General features: G+C 73.2%; 13 protein-coding genes. 8 read left to right on the forward strand and 5 right to left on the reverse strand.

The window, feature by feature from the left end:
* Nucleotides 1–118: 118 nt before the first annotated feature.
* Entirely contained in the window at nt 119–772 is a 654-nt protein-coding gene (locus ACGF3J_RS12920) for a bifunctional DNA primase/polymerase (RefSeq protein ID WP_346346265.1), read from the reverse strand.
* 312 nt (nt 773–1,084) lie between these two features.
* On the opposite strand from ACGF3J_RS12920, the gene ACGF3J_RS12925 reads away from it, so the two are divergent.
* Complete coding sequence (locus ACGF3J_RS12925) at nt 1,085–2,470, forward strand: transcriptional regulator (RefSeq protein WP_161331308.1); 1,386 nt, start codon at nt 1,085–1,087, stop codon at nt 2,468–2,470.
* Between the two features lie 201 nt (nt 2,471–2,671).
* The gene (locus ACGF3J_RS12930) at nt 2,672–4,417 is read left to right on the forward strand and encodes a hypothetical protein (protein WP_393854124.1); all 1,746 of its coding nucleotides are present in this window, start codon (nt 2,672–2,674) and stop codon (nt 4,415–4,417) included.
* Between the two features lie 30 nt (nt 4,418–4,447).
* Here ACGF3J_RS12930 and ACGF3J_RS12935 read toward each other — a convergent pair whose 3' ends face one another.
* Nucleotides 4,448–5,764, reverse strand: a complete 1,317-nt coding sequence (locus ACGF3J_RS12935) for an ABC transporter substrate-binding protein (RefSeq protein ID WP_161329184.1) — start codon at nt 5,762–5,764, stop codon at nt 4,448–4,450.
* A gap of 117 nt (nt 5,765–5,881) precedes the next feature.
* On the opposite strand from ACGF3J_RS12935, the gene ACGF3J_RS12940 reads away from it, so the two are divergent.
* Together ACGF3J_RS12940 and purU are read left to right on the forward strand one after the other, a co-directional pair.
* Entirely contained in the window at nt 5,882–6,382 is a 501-nt protein-coding gene (locus ACGF3J_RS12940; protein WP_161329185.1) for a hypothetical protein, read from the forward strand.
* Nucleotides 6,383–6,465: 83 nt separating this feature from the next.
* Nucleotides 6,466–7,359, forward strand: coding sequence for a formyltetrahydrofolate deformylase (gene purU / locus ACGF3J_RS12945; RefSeq protein ID WP_161329186.1), 894 nt, complete (start codon nt 6,466–6,468; stop codon nt 7,357–7,359).
* Nucleotides 7,360–7,527: 168 nt separating this feature from the next.
* Here the strand turns inward: purU and ACGF3J_RS12950 are convergent, their stop codons facing one another.
* Both ACGF3J_RS12950 and ACGF3J_RS12955 read right to left on the reverse strand, forming a co-directional pair.
* The gene (locus tag ACGF3J_RS12950; RefSeq protein ID WP_237552553.1) at nt 7,528–8,871 is read right to left on the reverse strand and encodes a maleylpyruvate isomerase N-terminal domain-containing protein; all 1,344 of its coding nucleotides are present in this window, start codon (nt 8,869–8,871) and stop codon (nt 7,528–7,530) included.
* On the reverse strand, nt 8,868–9,461 hold the full coding sequence (locus tag ACGF3J_RS12955) for a sigma-70 family RNA polymerase sigma factor (RefSeq protein ID WP_161329187.1): 594 nt from the start codon (nt 9,459–9,461) through the stop codon (nt 8,868–8,870). The genes ACGF3J_RS12950 and ACGF3J_RS12955 overlap by 4 nt, the downstream gene beginning before the upstream one ends.
* Nucleotides 9,462–9,812: 351 nt before the next feature.
* Here ACGF3J_RS12955 and ACGF3J_RS12960 point away from each other — a divergent pair, with 351 nt between their 5' ends.
* The 3 genes from ACGF3J_RS12960 to ACGF3J_RS12970 all read left to right on the forward strand — a co-directional run bounded on the left by ACGF3J_RS12960 (nt 9,813) and on the right by ACGF3J_RS12970 (nt 11,828).
* On the forward strand, nt 9,813–10,193 hold the full coding sequence (locus tag ACGF3J_RS12960) for an STAS domain-containing protein (RefSeq protein WP_122619774.1): 381 nt from the start codon (nt 9,813–9,815) through the stop codon (nt 10,191–10,193).
* A gap of 128 nt (nt 10,194–10,321) precedes the next feature.
* The gene (locus ACGF3J_RS12965; protein WP_393854125.1) at nt 10,322–10,834 is read left to right on the forward strand and encodes an EF-hand domain-containing protein; all 513 of its coding nucleotides are present in this window, start codon (nt 10,322–10,324) and stop codon (nt 10,832–10,834) included.
* A 499-nt stretch (nt 10,835–11,333) separates the two neighbouring features.
* The gene (locus tag ACGF3J_RS12970; protein ID WP_161329197.1) at nt 11,334–11,828 is read left to right on the forward strand and encodes an ATP-binding protein; all 495 of its coding nucleotides are present in this window, start codon (nt 11,334–11,336) and stop codon (nt 11,826–11,828) included.
* Between the two features lie 327 nt (nt 11,829–12,155).
* Here the strand turns inward: ACGF3J_RS12970 and ACGF3J_RS12975 are convergent, their stop codons facing one another.
* On the reverse strand, nt 12,156–13,163 hold the full coding sequence (locus ACGF3J_RS12975; RefSeq protein WP_161329189.1) for a GlxA family transcriptional regulator: 1,008 nt from the start codon (nt 13,161–13,163) through the stop codon (nt 12,156–12,158).
* Between the two features lie 71 nt (nt 13,164–13,234).
* Here ACGF3J_RS12975 and ACGF3J_RS12980 point away from each other — a divergent pair, with 71 nt between their 5' ends.
* Complete coding sequence (locus ACGF3J_RS12980; RefSeq protein ID WP_161329190.1) at nt 13,235–14,551, forward strand: MFS transporter; 1,317 nt, start codon at nt 13,235–13,237, stop codon at nt 14,549–14,551.
* Nucleotides 14,552–14,585 lie beyond the last annotated feature (34 nt).

Below are 14,585 nucleotides of genomic sequence, written 5' to 3' on the forward strand. Positions count from 1 at the left end.
TCGACTTCGAACCCTACGGGGGGAGAGCGCCCCCGAAGGGGCGCGGGGAACTGCGCGATCAGCCAACGGCCACCCGCAGCCGCCCACGGGACAGCGGCCCGGCAGACGAGAAGGCGCCCTAACGATCCCGCCCGCACGCATACGCCAGCGGCGACGCCAACTCCTCCACATCCGGCAACCACCGATTCGCCGGCGTGGGCCGGCACGCCCACTGCACCGCCCCCCACGTCCCCACCCGCGTGGGCGGCGCCGCCACGTACGCCCCCTCCCCGAGTACCCGCAGATCAAGCGCCCGGGGCGCCCATCCCAACCGCCGTACCAGGTCCGGCACCTTCACCCCCGCGCCCGGCAGAACGAAGAACCGCATCCGCCGGTCCGGCGTCAGCGTCACCGGCCCCAGCGTCAGCTCCATCCGCTCCATCCGGGCCAGCGCCAGGAACCCCGCGGTCTCGGGCACGTCGACGGCGTCGAACGTCCGCCCCGTGGGCAGCAGGATCGACGCCGTCGGCTGCTTCTGCCACATCCGGCGGGCCGCGGTCGCGCTGCCCGTCGCCTGCTCCGCCCAGTCCTCGCGCGCCGGGTGCGCGCCCGGGGCGGCGCACGCCGGGTCCGCGCAGGAGCAGCGCTGCACCCCGTCGGCGGCCACCAGCCAGGTACCGGGAAACACGTCCCAGTGGCGCTCCTCGGCGTAGCGAACGGCGGTCTCCAGCAGCGATGTGCCGCGCTGCTGCGGGATCTGGGCGGCATCGGCGGCCTGGATGGTCTCTTCCACGTGGAACACAACTCCCGTGCTCACCCCGGGTTACGGGGGTCGAGTGCGCGGGGGAGGGGCATCGATTCCGCATCCGGGGCGCACGGGCGCATACGTGGGGGCGCGCAGGAGGATTCGCCGCGGGAGCTGGGTAGCCACGTCTGGGGCCGGCACCGTCCGTTACCCCGACAATCCTCGTAAGCAGTGCAAGCTTCGCAAGTCTCGCATTGTCGGCACATCGACTGGGCATTGATCTTCACGGCCGGATCCGCTTCGTCCCACGATCCGCCGGGACAGCATCGAGACCGCAAGAGACCGCATGGGGGTTACGCCATGGCCGCAAGGCCTCTCGTCGCGCGGCAGCCGAACGAACGACTGCAGGCGCTCATTCAGGAAGCGGGCTGCTCGAACGCGGGCCTCGCCCGCCGGGTCAACGTGTGCGGGGTCGAGCACGGTCTCGACCTGCGGTACGACAAGACCTCGGTGGCCCGCTGGCTGCGCGGACAGCAACCGCGGGGCCGGGCACCGGCGATCATCGCCGAGGCGCTCGGCCGCAAGCTCGGCCGCACGGTCACGATCGACGAGATCGGCATGGCCAACGGCAAGAACCTCGCGTCCGGCGTCGGCCTCCAGTTCTCGCCGACGGTGCTGGGAGCCATCGAGCAGGTCTGCGAGCTGTGGCGCAGCGACGTGGGGCGCCGGGACTTCCTGTCCGGTTCGTCCGTCGCCGCCTCCGCGCTCGTCGAACCCAGCCGGGACTGGCTGATTTCCGCCCCCGACTCGCAGGTGTCGCGCTCGGCCGGGCCGCGGGTGGGGCCGTCCGACGTGGCGGCCGTGCGGGCGATGACACAGGCGCTGACGGACCTGGACCACCAGTACGGCAGCGGCCACGTCCGGCCGGTGCTCGTGCACTACCTGAACAGCGTGGTCTCCGGGCTGCTGGCGGGCTCCTACCGGGAGGCGGTCGGGCGCGAACTGTTCGCCACGGTCGCCCGGTTGACCGAGCTGGCCGGATACATGGCCGTCGACACCGGCCAACCGGGCCTCGCCCAGCGGTACTACATCCAGTCGCTGCGGCTCGCACAGGCGGCCGGCGACCGCGGCTACGGCGGTTACGTGCTGGCCGCGTCCATGAGCCACCTGGCCGCACAGCTGGGAAACCCGCGCGAGATCGCGCAGTTGGCGCGGGCTGCGCAGGAGGGCGCGCGCGGCCGGGTGACGCCCCGCGCGGAGTCGATGTTCCACGCCGCCGAGGCCCGCGGGCACGCGCTCCTGGGCGACGTACGGTCGGCGCACGAGGCGGCCGGGCGGGCGGTCGGCGCGATGGAGGCGGCCGATCCGGCCTCCGGCGACGACCCGGTGTGGATCAGGCACTTCGACGAGGCGTACCTCGCCGACGAGTTGGCGCACTGTCACCGGGACCTCGGCCAGGCCGACGCGGCGGCGCGCTACGCGCGGCAGTCCCTGGACGGTCACCCCGAGTCGCGGGCGCGCAGGCGGGCCATCGGTCATGTGCTCTTGGCCACGGCGCAGGTGCAGCAGCGGGAGATCGAACAGGCCTGCAACACCGCGACGAAGGCCGTGGAGATCCTGGGGACCCTGCGCTCCAACCGGGGCGCCGAGTACCTGGAGGACTTCCAGGCCCGGTTGGAGCCCTACCGGGATGAAGCCGTGGTCAGGGAGTTCGGGGCGCGGCTGGATCTGCAGGCCGCCGCGTGAACGGACGGGCCGCGGACACGTGAACACGCGTGAAACCACGGGGTGGTGATCGCGAAGGAACATGAACAGCGTGCCGCGGCCCGGTTTTGTTACTGCCGTCACAGGGAAAGAGCTGTCGCCCCATGCGGCGTGGCAGTGGGCTCGGGGGACCCGGTAGCGTGAGCCGACGATTCCGAAGGTCCCCCATTCGTAGGAGTCCCGGTGACGCAGAGTGGACAGGGCGAGGAGCCCTCGGCGCGGCAAGCGCACGAAGGCATCGTGCTGCCCTCGGACGGTGGCGAGCCCTTGCTGCCCGGCATGACCGGCGGCTCCGCCGGCCCGTCGGCCGGCGGGCCCGTGCCCGCCTCGGCGCCACCCGGCGGCCAGGCGTGGGACCGGCCCTGGGGCCCCGAGCAGCAGAGCCCGCACTCCGGCCAGGGCTGGTCCACCCCGGCCGACGCCCAGCCCTGGGGCACCCCGGAGCAGCAGGTCCCCCAGCCGCCTGCGCGGCCCTCGGAGCCGCACGCCTGGCCACCCGCACAGACCGGACCGGAGCAGCCGCAGACGCACGGAGCCCTGCCGCCCCCGGCCGGTGCGGGCCCCGGCCCGCTCCCCCCGGAGGGCGCGCAAGCCCCGGCGTACGGCACCCCGGCCGGCGGTCCGTCCTACGGCGACCAGGCCGCCTACGGGAACCAGTCCTACGGCGATCAGTCCTACGGCGCGCAGTCGCCGTACGCGCAGCCGCAGCCCCACCAGCAGCCCGGACCGCAGCCCCACCAGGGCCAGGCGTTCCCGCCGCTGCCGCCCGCCGACGAGGGCGCGACCCAGTTCATACCGCCGGTCGCCGCATCCGCCGACGAGGGTGCCACGCAGTACATACCGCACATACCGCCCGTGGGTCCGGGGGCGCTGCCGCCGGAGAGACCCGCGCAGTCGCAGGCCGAGTCGACGCAGTTCCTCGGCCGCGCACCGCAGTACCCCGAGCAGCCCGCGGCCGGACACCAGCCGGCTCCCGCCGCCCACCCCGCCGCCCACCCCGACGCCCAGGCCACGCAGTACATCGCGCCCGTGCCCGGCGGTCCCGCCGGTGCCCCCTACGGCGCCGCGCCCGGCGGTGACGAGGGCCGGCAGCCGCCCGCCGAGTTCGACAACCTCTTCCGCAGCGCCCCCGGCGCCGACGGCCCGGCCTCCGCCACGCAGCAGATGCCCCGCTTCGACGAGCCGCAGCCGCACCAGGCGGCGGGCCAGTCGATGTACGCCCCCCAGGGCCCGGGCGGCGGCGGTGGTGGCGGCAGGCGGCGCGGGAACGGCGACGGCGGCCGGGGCGGCGGTGGCCGTTCGCGCGTGCCGCTCATCGCGGCCGTCGGCGTGGCCATCGCCGTCGTCGGGGTCGGCGCCGGGGCGATGATGGCCGGCGGGGGAGGCGGCGACGAGAAGAGCGAGAACCAGCCGGTCTCCGCCACGGCCCCGGCCTCCGAGTCCGCGTCGGCCTCCGCCCCGGCGTCCGCCGACCCGGTCCGGCAGCAGGCCGTGGAGCTGGACAAGCTGCTCGCCGAGAGCGGCACCGGCCGGACCACCGTGATCAACGCCGTCGGCGACGTGAAGTCCTGCGACAACCTGCCCCAGGCGGCCAAGGACCTGCGCGAGGCCGCCAAGCAGCGCACCGGGCTGGTCGAGAGCCTCGCCGAGCTGTCCGTGGACAAGCTGCCCCAGCACACCGAGCTGACCACCGCCCTCAACAAGGCGTGGCAGGCCTCGGCGTCGGCCGACAACCACTACGCGGCCTGGGCCGACCAGACGGCCGGCAAGAAGGGCTGCAAGAAGGGCACGGCCCGCACCACCAGCCACACGCAGGCCGGGAACCGGGCCAGCGGCACGGCGAGCAAGGAGAAGGCCACGGCCGCCGGGCTGTGGAACAAGATCGCCAAGCAGTACGGCCTGACGGAGCGCGGGCCCACCCAGCTGTGATCCGGCGGGCGGGCCGGACCCCCGGCCCACTCAGGTCACGTCGGCGCTCTGCAGGACGCGGGTGGTGTCCACGGCCTCCTGGCGGGCCGAGACCAGGCGGCCCTCCCGCACCACCTGGAGGGTGACCTCGGCGTTGACCAGGCGCGGGAAGCCGACGGAGGCCAGTTTGTCGGCGAAGGTCCACTGGAGGGACGGCGTGAGCCCGCCCGTGCCGACCTTCAGCCCGCCGTCGAGGGCGCGCCGGACGGAGTCGGCGCTCACCTCGCCGTCGCCGAGCGAGGCGACGATCTCACTGAGCACGGTGTACGCGATCCAGGTGGTCTGCACCCCGGCGTCCGCCGCGTCGACGTCGTTGTCGCCGAACGCCTCCTCCTTGATCACCTTCTTCATCCCGCTCCAGGCGGGGTCGCTCACCGACGGGTACCAGCCGGTGACGTACGCCCCCTCGTAGGGCCCGGACGGCCCGCCGCTCGCGTTGATCGTGCTCTGGTCGACGCTGCCGAGCACGGTCGCGGTGCGTACCTCGGGGTGGTCCTCGCGGGCCCGGCGGAAGGAGTCCATGAAGGTGCCGGTGCGGTCCCCGAGGACGGGCACCACGCATCCCGGGTCCGCGGAGCCGGTGGCCGTCCGCTCCAGCGCCCGCTGGGACTGTCCGCCGTACTCCGTGGCGTCCTCCGCCGCCCGCTGGTCCTGGGCCCGCTCGTGCCCGCCCGAGGTCAGGCCCGAGTCGAGCAGCACCGGCAGCTGGTCGCCGGCGATCGTGTCGGGGCGCACCAGCGTGACCGGCCCGCAGGGGCCGGCCAGCGCGCTGCCGAGGCCGGCCAGCAGCGCGGGCTGTCCTCCGTTGACCGGGTACGACAGCGGGCTGGTGAACTCCGCGTTCGTGATGCCGTAGCCGCCGATGTACGGGATGCCGGCGCCCTCGAGGACGGGGAAGAACGAGTCGGCGTGCTGGCTGTAGGAGCCGACGACGGCGACCGCGTTCTCCTTGACGGCGCGGCGCGCGCACTTCGCGGCGGTCACGCTGTCGTTGTGGTCGTTGCAGGTGAGCACGTTGAGCTCGCGGCCGTCGAGGCCGCCCCGGTCGTTGATCCAGCGGGCGTAGGCCTGGGCGAGGGCGGGCATGCCGGGTTTGTTGGTCGCGCCGGTGTCCTGCGGCGCCCAGGTCATCACGGTGATCGGGTCGTCCCCGGAGCCCCCCGTGGCACCGGGGACGACGCCGCAGCCGACGGCGAGCGACGCGCATGCCACCAGCGCGCCCGCGGACAGGGCACCGGTGCGGGTGGCCCGGAAGCGGCGGCGGAGGCCGCCGGGGTGTGCGCTGCGGATGGGTCGCCTGCCGGTCATGTACCCGCACGATTCCCTCACGCGGCCAACCTGGAAGTGACTTGCGGTCAACGCGTGGTGACGCGGAGGTGAATTGCGGGGGCCGGTGGGGCGCCCGTGAGGAGGAACGTACGATCGATGACCGTGCAAGGTTCGGAGAAGTCTTCCCGTCGCGGCCGTCGCTCCTCCACCATGGGCGGCATGCCACTCAACGACATGCCGTGGTGGCGCTGGCGCAGTCAGGTGCGCTCCGCGCTGCACATGCTCTCCGCGCCCGCCTTCCAGCGTGACGTCTGGCTGGCCGGGGCCGACGGCTACGGCGACGTCACCGACGCGGTGTACCGGCTGGTGGAGGACACCTGGCTGGACCACTGGTCCGCCGAGAAGTACGTCGGCACGGTCTTCCGCGACTCGCAGGAGGCGGCGCTCGTGGACACCGCCGTGCTGCGGGTCCTGCGGATCATGCACCAGGTGGGACCGGACGCGGCGGTGAACGCCTACCTCGACCACCCGGACTGGCCGGAGGCGGTACGGGCCGCTCGCGACGCGCATGTGCGGCTGGCCGCCAGCGACGGCGAGGACCCGGACACCGAGCCGCGCTCGCTGGAACTGCTGCAGATCATGACGCGGGCGGTCTGAGGCGGGTCCGGGGCGGGTCCGGGGCGGTCCGCCTGACGGGACGGCGCTCGGGCCGGTGGGCCGGATATGGGACCCTGTCCTGCATGAACGAGCAGTCCTCCGCCGCCGTGCCCTCGGCCGCCGCCCCGGCCGACCAGTACGTCCTCACCCTGTCCTGCCCCGACAAGCAGGGCATCGTGCACGCCGTGTCGAGCTACCTGTTCATGACCGGCTGCAACATCGAGGACAGCCAGCAGTTCGGCGACCACGACACGGGTCTGTTCTTCATGCGGGTCCACTTCTCGGCCGACGCCCCGGTGACCGTGGACAAGCTGCGCGCCAGCTTCACGGCGATCGGCGACGCCTTCCACATGGACTGGCAGATCAACCGGGCCGACGAGAAGATGCGCATCGTGCTCATGGTCAGCAGGTTCGGGCACTGCCTGAACGACCTGCTGTTCCGGGCCCGGATCGGGGCGCTGCCGGTGGAGATCGCGGCGGTGGTGTCCAATCACACCGATTTCGCGGAGCTGGTGGGGTCCTATGACATCCCCTTCCACCACATTCCCGTGACGAAGGACACCAAGGCTGAGGCCGAGGCCCGGGTTCTGGAGATCGTGCGCGAGGAGAACGTCGAACTCGTCGTGCTGGCCCGCTACATGCAGGTCCTCTCCGACGACCTGTGCAAGCAGCTCAGCGGCCGGATCATCAACATCCACCACTCCTTCCTGCCGAGCTTCAAGGGCGCGAAGCCGTACCACCAGGCGCACGCGCGGGGCGTGAAGCTGATCGGCGCGACCGCGCACTACGTGACGGCCGACCTGGACGAGGGGCCGATCATCGAGCAGGAGGTCGAGCGGGTCGGCCACGACGTCACGCCGGACCAGTTGGTCGCGGTGGGCCGGGACGTGGAGTGCCAGGCGCTGGCGCGGGCCGTGAAGTGGCACGCGGAGCGGAGGATTCTGCTGAACGGGCGCCGGACGGTCGTCTTCGCCTAGCGGGGCCGGGGGTTCCGTCGCGGGTGCGGGTGCGGGTGATCGGTGGCCGGTCGCGCACTTCCCCGCGCCCCTGAAGGGGCGCCCGCCGCACGTACCTCGAGGGGCGCGGGGAACTGCGCGAGCAACCACCCACGCACCCGCACCCGCCGACGAACCCGCGACCCGCCCCTACATCCTGCTCAGGCTCGCCGCGGCGAACAGCACGTCCCTGATCGCCTCCCGGTCCCCCAGCTGCCCGGCCGCCGCATCCGCCGGCGGCACATGGCCCGCCGCCAGCCGGCAGAACTCCACACCGTCCAGGGCGACATGAGCCACCTCGTGATCGGCGGAGCCCACCGCGCCGGGGGAGTCGAGCGGGATCAGCCACTCACCGCCGCCCGAACCCTCGATCTCCAGCCGCAGGCTGCGCCCGGGCTCTCCAGCGGGGACCAGGTGCGGGCGGACGCCGGGCGTGGCCAGACCGGCCCGGCGCCGGGCCGCCAGCGCACCCGGCAGCATCCGGGCCGCGAGGTCGATCATGCGGTTGAGATGGCGCGCGGCGGGCGGCTCGTACGGATAGTCCACCGCCTCGGCGATGTCCTCCGCGTGGACCCAGCACTCGAACGCCCGGTCCAGCATCGCGTCCCGCAGGGGCAGTTCGAAGTCGCCGTACGAGACCGGCATCCCGCCCGCGTCCCCGGTGAACGACGTGGTCCGCACGATGCCGTGGCTCTGCTCCCGCCAGGGCGCCCGTACCAGGCGGGTGGGCGGATAGTGCGAGGCCCGCCAGTACGCCTCGGTGCGGGCGGCCGGTACGCGGCTGGGCGCGGTGACGTCGCCCATCGGGTCGGCGAGGCCCAGGGCGACGGCGACCGTGCCGTCCACCGTCAGCAGGTGGGCGAGGACCCCGGCGACCGTGGTGCGACGGCTCGCGGGGCCGTCGGCCTCGAACCAGCGCAGCCGGACCGGCGTGTGCCAGTCGGCGTCCCCGATGTCCTGGAGCAGCGCGTCCAGCCGTGCGGTCTCGGCGTCGTACGGGGTGGCCCACTCGGGCACCGGGATGCGCGGCGGGCGCCGCTCCAGGCAGCCGTCCAGGACGCGGGTGCGCAGGGCGGGGTCCAGGTCGAGGCTCTCGGGGCGCTGGAGCAGCGTGACGGCCTCGCGCAGCCGCAGGGCCTCGTCGGCGCAGGTGGCGCAGTCCCCGATGTGCTCCTCGACGGCCGCGGCCTCCTCGGCCGAGCAGGCGGCCAGGGCCCACGCACCGAGCAGCGACGTCAGCACGTGATGCTCCAGCACGGCCGGCACCACGTCGGGCAGCGCCCGGCCACCGTCCTCGACGGACATCCGGGGCGACGGTATCCGCGGCCCACTGCCGTCCCCCTCACCGGAACCACCGGAACCACCGGGTACCCCGGTCCCGCCGAGTCCGGCGGCACCACCGGGGGCGCCGGAACCGCCCAGGTCGCCGAGGCCGCCGGACCTGCCCCCCACCGTGTCCTCGTCGGGCTCGTCGTGCTCCTCGTGGGCCGTCATGCCGCACCCCCGTATCCCGGCGGAGCCCCGGGCGGCTGTGAGGCGGTGCCCGCGTCGCGGGCGGTGGACAGGAGCTGGAGGCCCAGGCGCAGGCGGCGGCGGGCCTCGTCCTCCGTGACGCCGAGGTCGGCGGCGGTCTGGCGGTAGTCCCGGCGCTGGAAGTAGGCCAGCTCCAGGGCGGCGCGCAGCGGGGCCGGCATGGACTGGACGATGTAGTCGGCGCGGGCGGCGACCGAGGCGTGGCGCACCTTGAGCTCCAGCTCCTCGGCGGTGCCCGGGCCGCCGCGGGCGAGGGCGGCCGTCTCGGTGGCCCGCAGCCGCTGGACGGCGAAACGGTGGGTCAGCGTGGCGACCCAGGTGCGCAGCGGCCCCTGCCGGGGGTCGTAGGCGTCGGGGTGCTCCCAGACGTGGGCGAACACGTCGCGTGTGATGCGGTCGGCGGCCCGTTCGTCGTCGAGCACGCGGTGTGCCAGACCGTGCACGAGCGAGGCGAACCGGTCGTACAGCTCGCCCAGGGCGGCGGCCTCGCCGCGGGCGAGTCGCTGCTGCATCTTGCGGTCCCAGCGCATCGGCACGTCCCTTTTCGCCATGCGGCCCTCCACCCCCTGTTCCCTCCGCCGTCCAGCCTGCGGCCGTTCTCTCCCCGAATGTAGTCGGCACGTCCGACAGCGCACGCCCCTTTGTGGCAATGCGCGCCCCCGGCTCGCCACGGGTGATATGGGGTTCTACGGGTTCTACTACCCTCGACTGTGGACCGAATCCGATCGAGAAAGATCGGAAGAGACCGAACAGGATCGAAACAGTCGGAAACAAGCCTCTTCTGATCGGGCCCCGTTTCCGGGCAGGTGTTTGCGGGAACGGCCGCTGGGCAGGCGCGCGGCCAGAAGCGAAGGCACGGCTTCCGTTTCGGGTGAATCCAGACGATCCGGCGAATGAAGGGCATGGTGGTGACGTTCAATGTGACCGGCGGCGAGCAGGGCCAGTGGGCCGTGCTCCAGGTGTCGGGCGAACTGGATCTGGTGACGTCACCGGTGCTGCGGCAGCGCGTGCACGACGAGGTCGCCGAGGGGCGGCACAGCCTCGTCCTGGACCTTTCCGAGGTCCTGTTCTGCGATTCCAGCGGCGTCGGGGTGCTCATCGCCTCCCGGCGGCTCATCCGCTCCTGCCAGGGCCGGCTGCGCCTGATACTGCCGGCGCAGGGAGCCGCCGACGGCTCCCACGTCAACCGCGTCCTCGGCGCGCTGGGGGTGCGCCGGCTCTTCGACTGCCACCCCGACCTCGCCTCGGCGACCGGGGACGAGCCGCGGCCCTTGTCCGCGTAACCCCCCGTCCGCGTAACCCCCTGTTCGCGTAACCCCCTGTCCGCGTAAGTCGTGCCCGCGGCGGCGCCCGGCGTCGTACGCTCCGGGCGAGACGCACCCGACACCGACGTGAGGCGGCCGGAAGAACCATGGTCAACAGCGAGTACGAACGCAGGATCGCCGCGCGGTTCAGCATCTTCGACCAGGACGGCAACGGCTACATCGACCGTTCGGACTTCAGCGGGGCGGCCAAGGCGCTGCTCGCCGAGTTCGGCGTCGCGGCCCGGTCCGACAAGGGGCAGGCCCTCTACGGAGGCGCGGAGGCCCTCTGGCAGGGGCTCGCGGGCATCGCCGACCGGGACGGCGACCAGCGCATCACCCGTGAGGAATTCGTCACCGGGGCGGTCAAGCGCCTGCGGGACAAGCCGGAGCGCTTCGCCGAGATCGCCCGCCCCTTCCTGCACGCCGCGCTGTACGTCGCCGACGCGGACGGCGACGGATCCGCCACCGTCGCGGAGACCGCGCGCCTGCTCACCGCGCTCGGCGTGCCCGAGGACACCGCGCGTGAGGTCGCCGGCGGTCTCGACGCGGACGACGACGACAAGGTGGGCGAGGCGGAGATCGTCCCGGCCTTCGCGCAGTACTTCACCGTGCCCGAGTAAGCGGCCCGGTGCGCACCCCGGTCGGCAACGGATGTCGCGGATCGTGGCAGAGCGGTGTCACTGAGCGTCGATATCGGGTTGTGTCCCCCGTGTCACCCGTAACGGACCGGAGTCGGTGCCACGCTCCGGTACCTTGTGTGGGATGCGAGTGGTCGCGAGCGCCAGCCGTGCCGGAGCAGCCCCAGGGGCGGCTCCGGAACCGGCGGTGCGCGCCTTGCCCCGCAGGGCGGAAAGGCCGTCGGCCGCCGCCTGTTCGACTCCCCGGAATGCGCGTCGCACAGTATGCCGCACGGGTACTCCTTCGCGCTGGAATATGCCCGAAGCGCTTGTTGGGGTGACTGTACGTCAACCATGCTGTCCCACAACGGAATCACGGTCCGTGATCCCGTCCCCGGCCGTTGATCTGGCCATGCTGAGAATGGCTACGATCGTGGCCCACGTGAGGCGCGAGCCTTTGTGTCCGCCGGTTCGGATGGTGTGAGCGGTGCAGATGCTTCAAGTGCAGCTGGAGGTCCGGCCCGACCCCTCGGAAGTGGGACGTGCCCGGCGGTGGGCGCGCTCACGGCTCGCCGGGTCGGCGATACGGGCCGACGAGTCACTCGCCGAGACGCTGGTCCTGCTCGTCTCCGAGCTGGTCACCAACGCCGTGGTGCACACGGGCCGTTCGGCCGTGCTGCGGCTGGTGCTGCCGGAGGCCGCGCCCGGCGGGCCGGGGGAGCCGGGCGAACCCGAGGGCGCCACCGTCCGACTCGAGGTGGACGACGCCAGCGACCTTGCCCCGGTGCCCCGTTGTGTGGACGGCGAGGCGACGGGCGGCCGGGGTCTCGCCCTCGTCGACGGGCTCGCCGACCGCTGGGGCTGGAGCCGCGAGGGCACCGGCAAGCGCATCTGGTGCGAACTGGACCGCTGCGCCGAAGGCGAGGAGACCGCCCCGGCGTGCGGGAGCGGAGGCGGCGCGGTGGCGTACGAGGGGTACGCCTACGAGGTCGTCTAGCGGCCCTCGGTGACGCGGCAGTGCGCCGGGCGTGCTTCCGTGCGCGTCCCCGGCGAACGCGGACGCAAGGGATGAAACAGCCCTGTCTGGTTGACGGATCGTGACCGCTTCCTCACGCTTGTGGACAACGATTCGCCGCGAGGGGACGACGAGGGCCAGGTGAAGGGGTCCTCGACGAGTGTGGGTCGTGTTCGGCGGCGGTTCCCCCGGGGGTGACGGGAGCCGGGCGGGAGCGCCGGAGTCGGGTGGTGGCGCGCGATGCCGCGCTCGGGGCGACAGCGCCGCGCCGCCGGCCGGCACATCTCCGTACGCCCCTCACTCGCGCGCTCATTCTCCACAGGCTGTGGACAACTCCGCCCGGAAGGTCCTCCGGTACCCGGTCGGTGTGACCCCCAGTGCCGCCTGGAGGTGCTGCCGCATCGACTGGGCCGTGCCGAACCCCGAATCCCGGGCCACCTGGTCGACGGAGAGGGCGGTGGACTCCAGCAGGTGCCGGGCCCGTTCCACCCGCTGCCGGGTGAGCCACTGGCCCGGACTGACGCCGACCTCCTCGCGGAAGCGGCGGGTGAAGGTGCGTACCGACATCGACTCCTGGGCGGCCATGTCCCGCAGCTGGATCGGCTCGCCCAGGCGGCCGAGCGCCCAGGCGCGGGCACCGGTGGTCGAGGACTGCTGCGGATCGGGCACCGGCCGCTCGATGTACTGCGCCTGCCCGCCGTCCCGGTGCGGCGGTACGACGGTGCGGCGGGCCACCTCGTTGGCGACCGCCGTGCCGTGGTCCCGGCGCACGATGTGCACGCACAGGTCGATGCCGGCCGCGACCCCGGCCGAGGTGAGCACGTCGCCGTCGTCGACGAACAGCACGTCGGCGTCCACCCTGATCTGCGGGAACAGTCGCTGGAAGTGCTCGGCGGAGGACCAGTGCGTGGTCGCCGGACGGCCGTCCAGATACCCGGCGGCGGCCAGCACGAACCCGCCCGTGCAGATCGCGACGAGCCGGGTGCCGGGCCGGATCAGCTCCAGCGCGGCGGCCAGTTCCCCGGTCAGCACCCCGTCCTCGTACACCGGACCCAGTTCGTAGGACGCGGGGACGACGACCGTGTCGGCGGTGGCCAGCGCCTCGGGCCCGTTCTCGACCAGGATCGCGAAGTCGGCGTCCGTCTCGACCGGGCCCGGCGGGCGGACCGAGCAGGTCACCACCTCGTACAGCGGACGCCTCCGCTCGTCGCGGGCGAGGCCGAAGATGCGCTGCGCGATGCCCAGTTCGAAGGGGAGCAGACCGTCCAGGGCCAGGACGACGACACGGTGCGGGCGGGGCGGGCTGTCGGGCGTCATGGCCCGATCCTAGCCAACACTGACCTTCGGGCCACTCGTTCGGACGGTTCCGCTGCCCGAAGCTCAATGACGTGACCCAGACAACCGACGCCGCCGCAGCATCCGTACACCGGCCGGAGCCCGCCGGGCCGCGCCGCCGCCCGCGCATCCACCGCGCCTGGTGGGTCGCCGCCGTCACCTTCGTGACGATCATCGGCGCCGCCGCCTTCCGCTCCCTCCCCGGCATCCTCATCGACCCGCTGCACGAGGACTTCGGCTGGTCGCGCGGCACGATCGGCGCGGCCGTCTCCGTCAACCTCGCGCTCTACGGGCTGACCGCGCCCTTCGCCGCCGCGCTCATGGACCGCTTCGGCATCCGGCGGGTGGTCGCCGTCGCCCTCGCCGTGATCGCGCTCGGCTCCGGACTGACGGTGTGGATGGAGTCCGCCTGGCAGCTCATCCTCTGCTGGGGCCTGCTGGTCGGTCTCGGCTCCGGTTCCATGGCCCTGGCCTTCGCCGCCACCGTCACCAACCGCTGGTTCACCGAGCGGCGCGGCCTGGTCACCGGCGTCCTCACCGCCGCCTCCGCCTCCGGGCAGCTGATCTTCCTGCCGCTGCTGTCCTGGATCGTCGAGACGTACGACTGGCGCCCGGCGGCCGTCACCGTCGCCCTCGCCGCGCTCGCCGTCATCCCCTTCGTCTGGCTCCTCCTGCACGACCACCCGGCCGACGTCGGCCAGAAGCCGTACGGAGCCGAGGAGTTCGTAGAGAAGCCCGCGCCCGTCCCCGGCGCCGCCCGCCGTGCGCTCACGGTGCTGTTCTCCGCCGTCCGCACCGGCCCCTTCTGGCTCCTCGCCGGGACCTTCGCGATCTGCGGCGCCTCCACCAACGGCCTGATCCAGACCCACTTCGTGCCCGCCTCGCACGACCACGGCATGCCGCTGACGGCCGCCGCCTCGCTGCTCGCGGTCATCGGGGTGTTCGACGTGGTCGGCACGATCGCCTCCGGCTGGTTCACCGACCGCTTCGAGCCGCGCCGTCTGCTGGCCGTGTACTACGCCCTGCGCGGCGTCTCCCTCCTCTTCCTCCCCATCCTGCTGGCGCCCACCGTGCACCCCCCGATGATCTTCTTCATCGTCTTCTACGGCCTCGACTGGGTCGCCACCGTCCCGCCCACCCTCGCCCTGTGCCGCGAGCACTACGGCGAGGACAGCGCGATCGTCTTCGGCTGGGTGCTCGCCTCCCACCAGGTGGGCGCCGCCCTCGTCGCCTTCCTCGGCGGCGTGGCCCGCGACACCTTCGGCTCCTACGACGTGGTCTGGTACGCCTCCGGCGCCCTCTGCGCGGCGGCGGCCCTGATGGCCCTGGTGATCCGGCGACGGCCGACTGCGGTGGCCGCGGGGGGCTGAGCGGTCGTGGGGTGCGGGCATGGGCTGGGGAGAA

This window comes from Streptomyces sp. NPDC048171, assembly GCF_043202655.1.
Classification (GTDB): Bacteria; Actinomycetota; Actinomycetes; order Streptomycetales; family Streptomycetaceae; genus Streptomyces.

What these genes read in the sequence shown, in the direction of transcription:
- purU (WP_161329186.1), top strand. Translation starts at nt 6,466, where the DNA reads ATGAACGAGCAGTCCTCCGCCGCCGTGCCCTCGGCCGCCGCCCCGGCC.
- ACGF3J_RS12935 (WP_161329184.1), bottom strand. Translation starts at nt 5,764, where the DNA reads ATGACCGGCAGGCGACCCATCCGCAGCGCACACCCCGGCGGCCTCCGC.
- ACGF3J_RS12965 (WP_393854125.1), top strand. Translation starts at nt 10,322, where the DNA reads ATGGTCAACAGCGAGTACGAACGCAGGATCGCCGCGCGGTTCAGCATC.
- ACGF3J_RS12950 (WP_237552553.1), bottom strand. Translation starts at nt 8,871, where the DNA reads ATGACGGCCCACGAGGAGCACGACGAGCCCGACGAGGACACGGTGGGG.
- ACGF3J_RS12960 (WP_122619774.1), top strand. Translation starts at nt 9,813, where the DNA reads ATGGTGGTGACGTTCAATGTGACCGGCGGCGAGCAGGGCCAGTGGGCC.
- ACGF3J_RS12975 (WP_161329189.1), bottom strand. Translation starts at nt 13,163, where the DNA reads ATGACGCCCGACAGCCCGCCCCGCCCGCACCGTGTCGTCGTCCTGGCC.
- ACGF3J_RS12955 (WP_161329187.1), bottom strand. Translation starts at nt 9,461, where the DNA reads ATGGCGAAAAGGGACGTGCCGATGCGCTGGGACCGCAAGATGCAGCAG.
- ACGF3J_RS12925 (WP_161331308.1), top strand. Translation starts at nt 1,085, where the DNA reads ATGGCCGCAAGGCCTCTCGTCGCGCGGCAGCCGAACGAACGACTGCAG.
- ACGF3J_RS12940 (WP_161329185.1), top strand. Translation starts at nt 5,882, where the DNA reads ATGACCGTGCAAGGTTCGGAGAAGTCTTCCCGTCGCGGCCGTCGCTCC.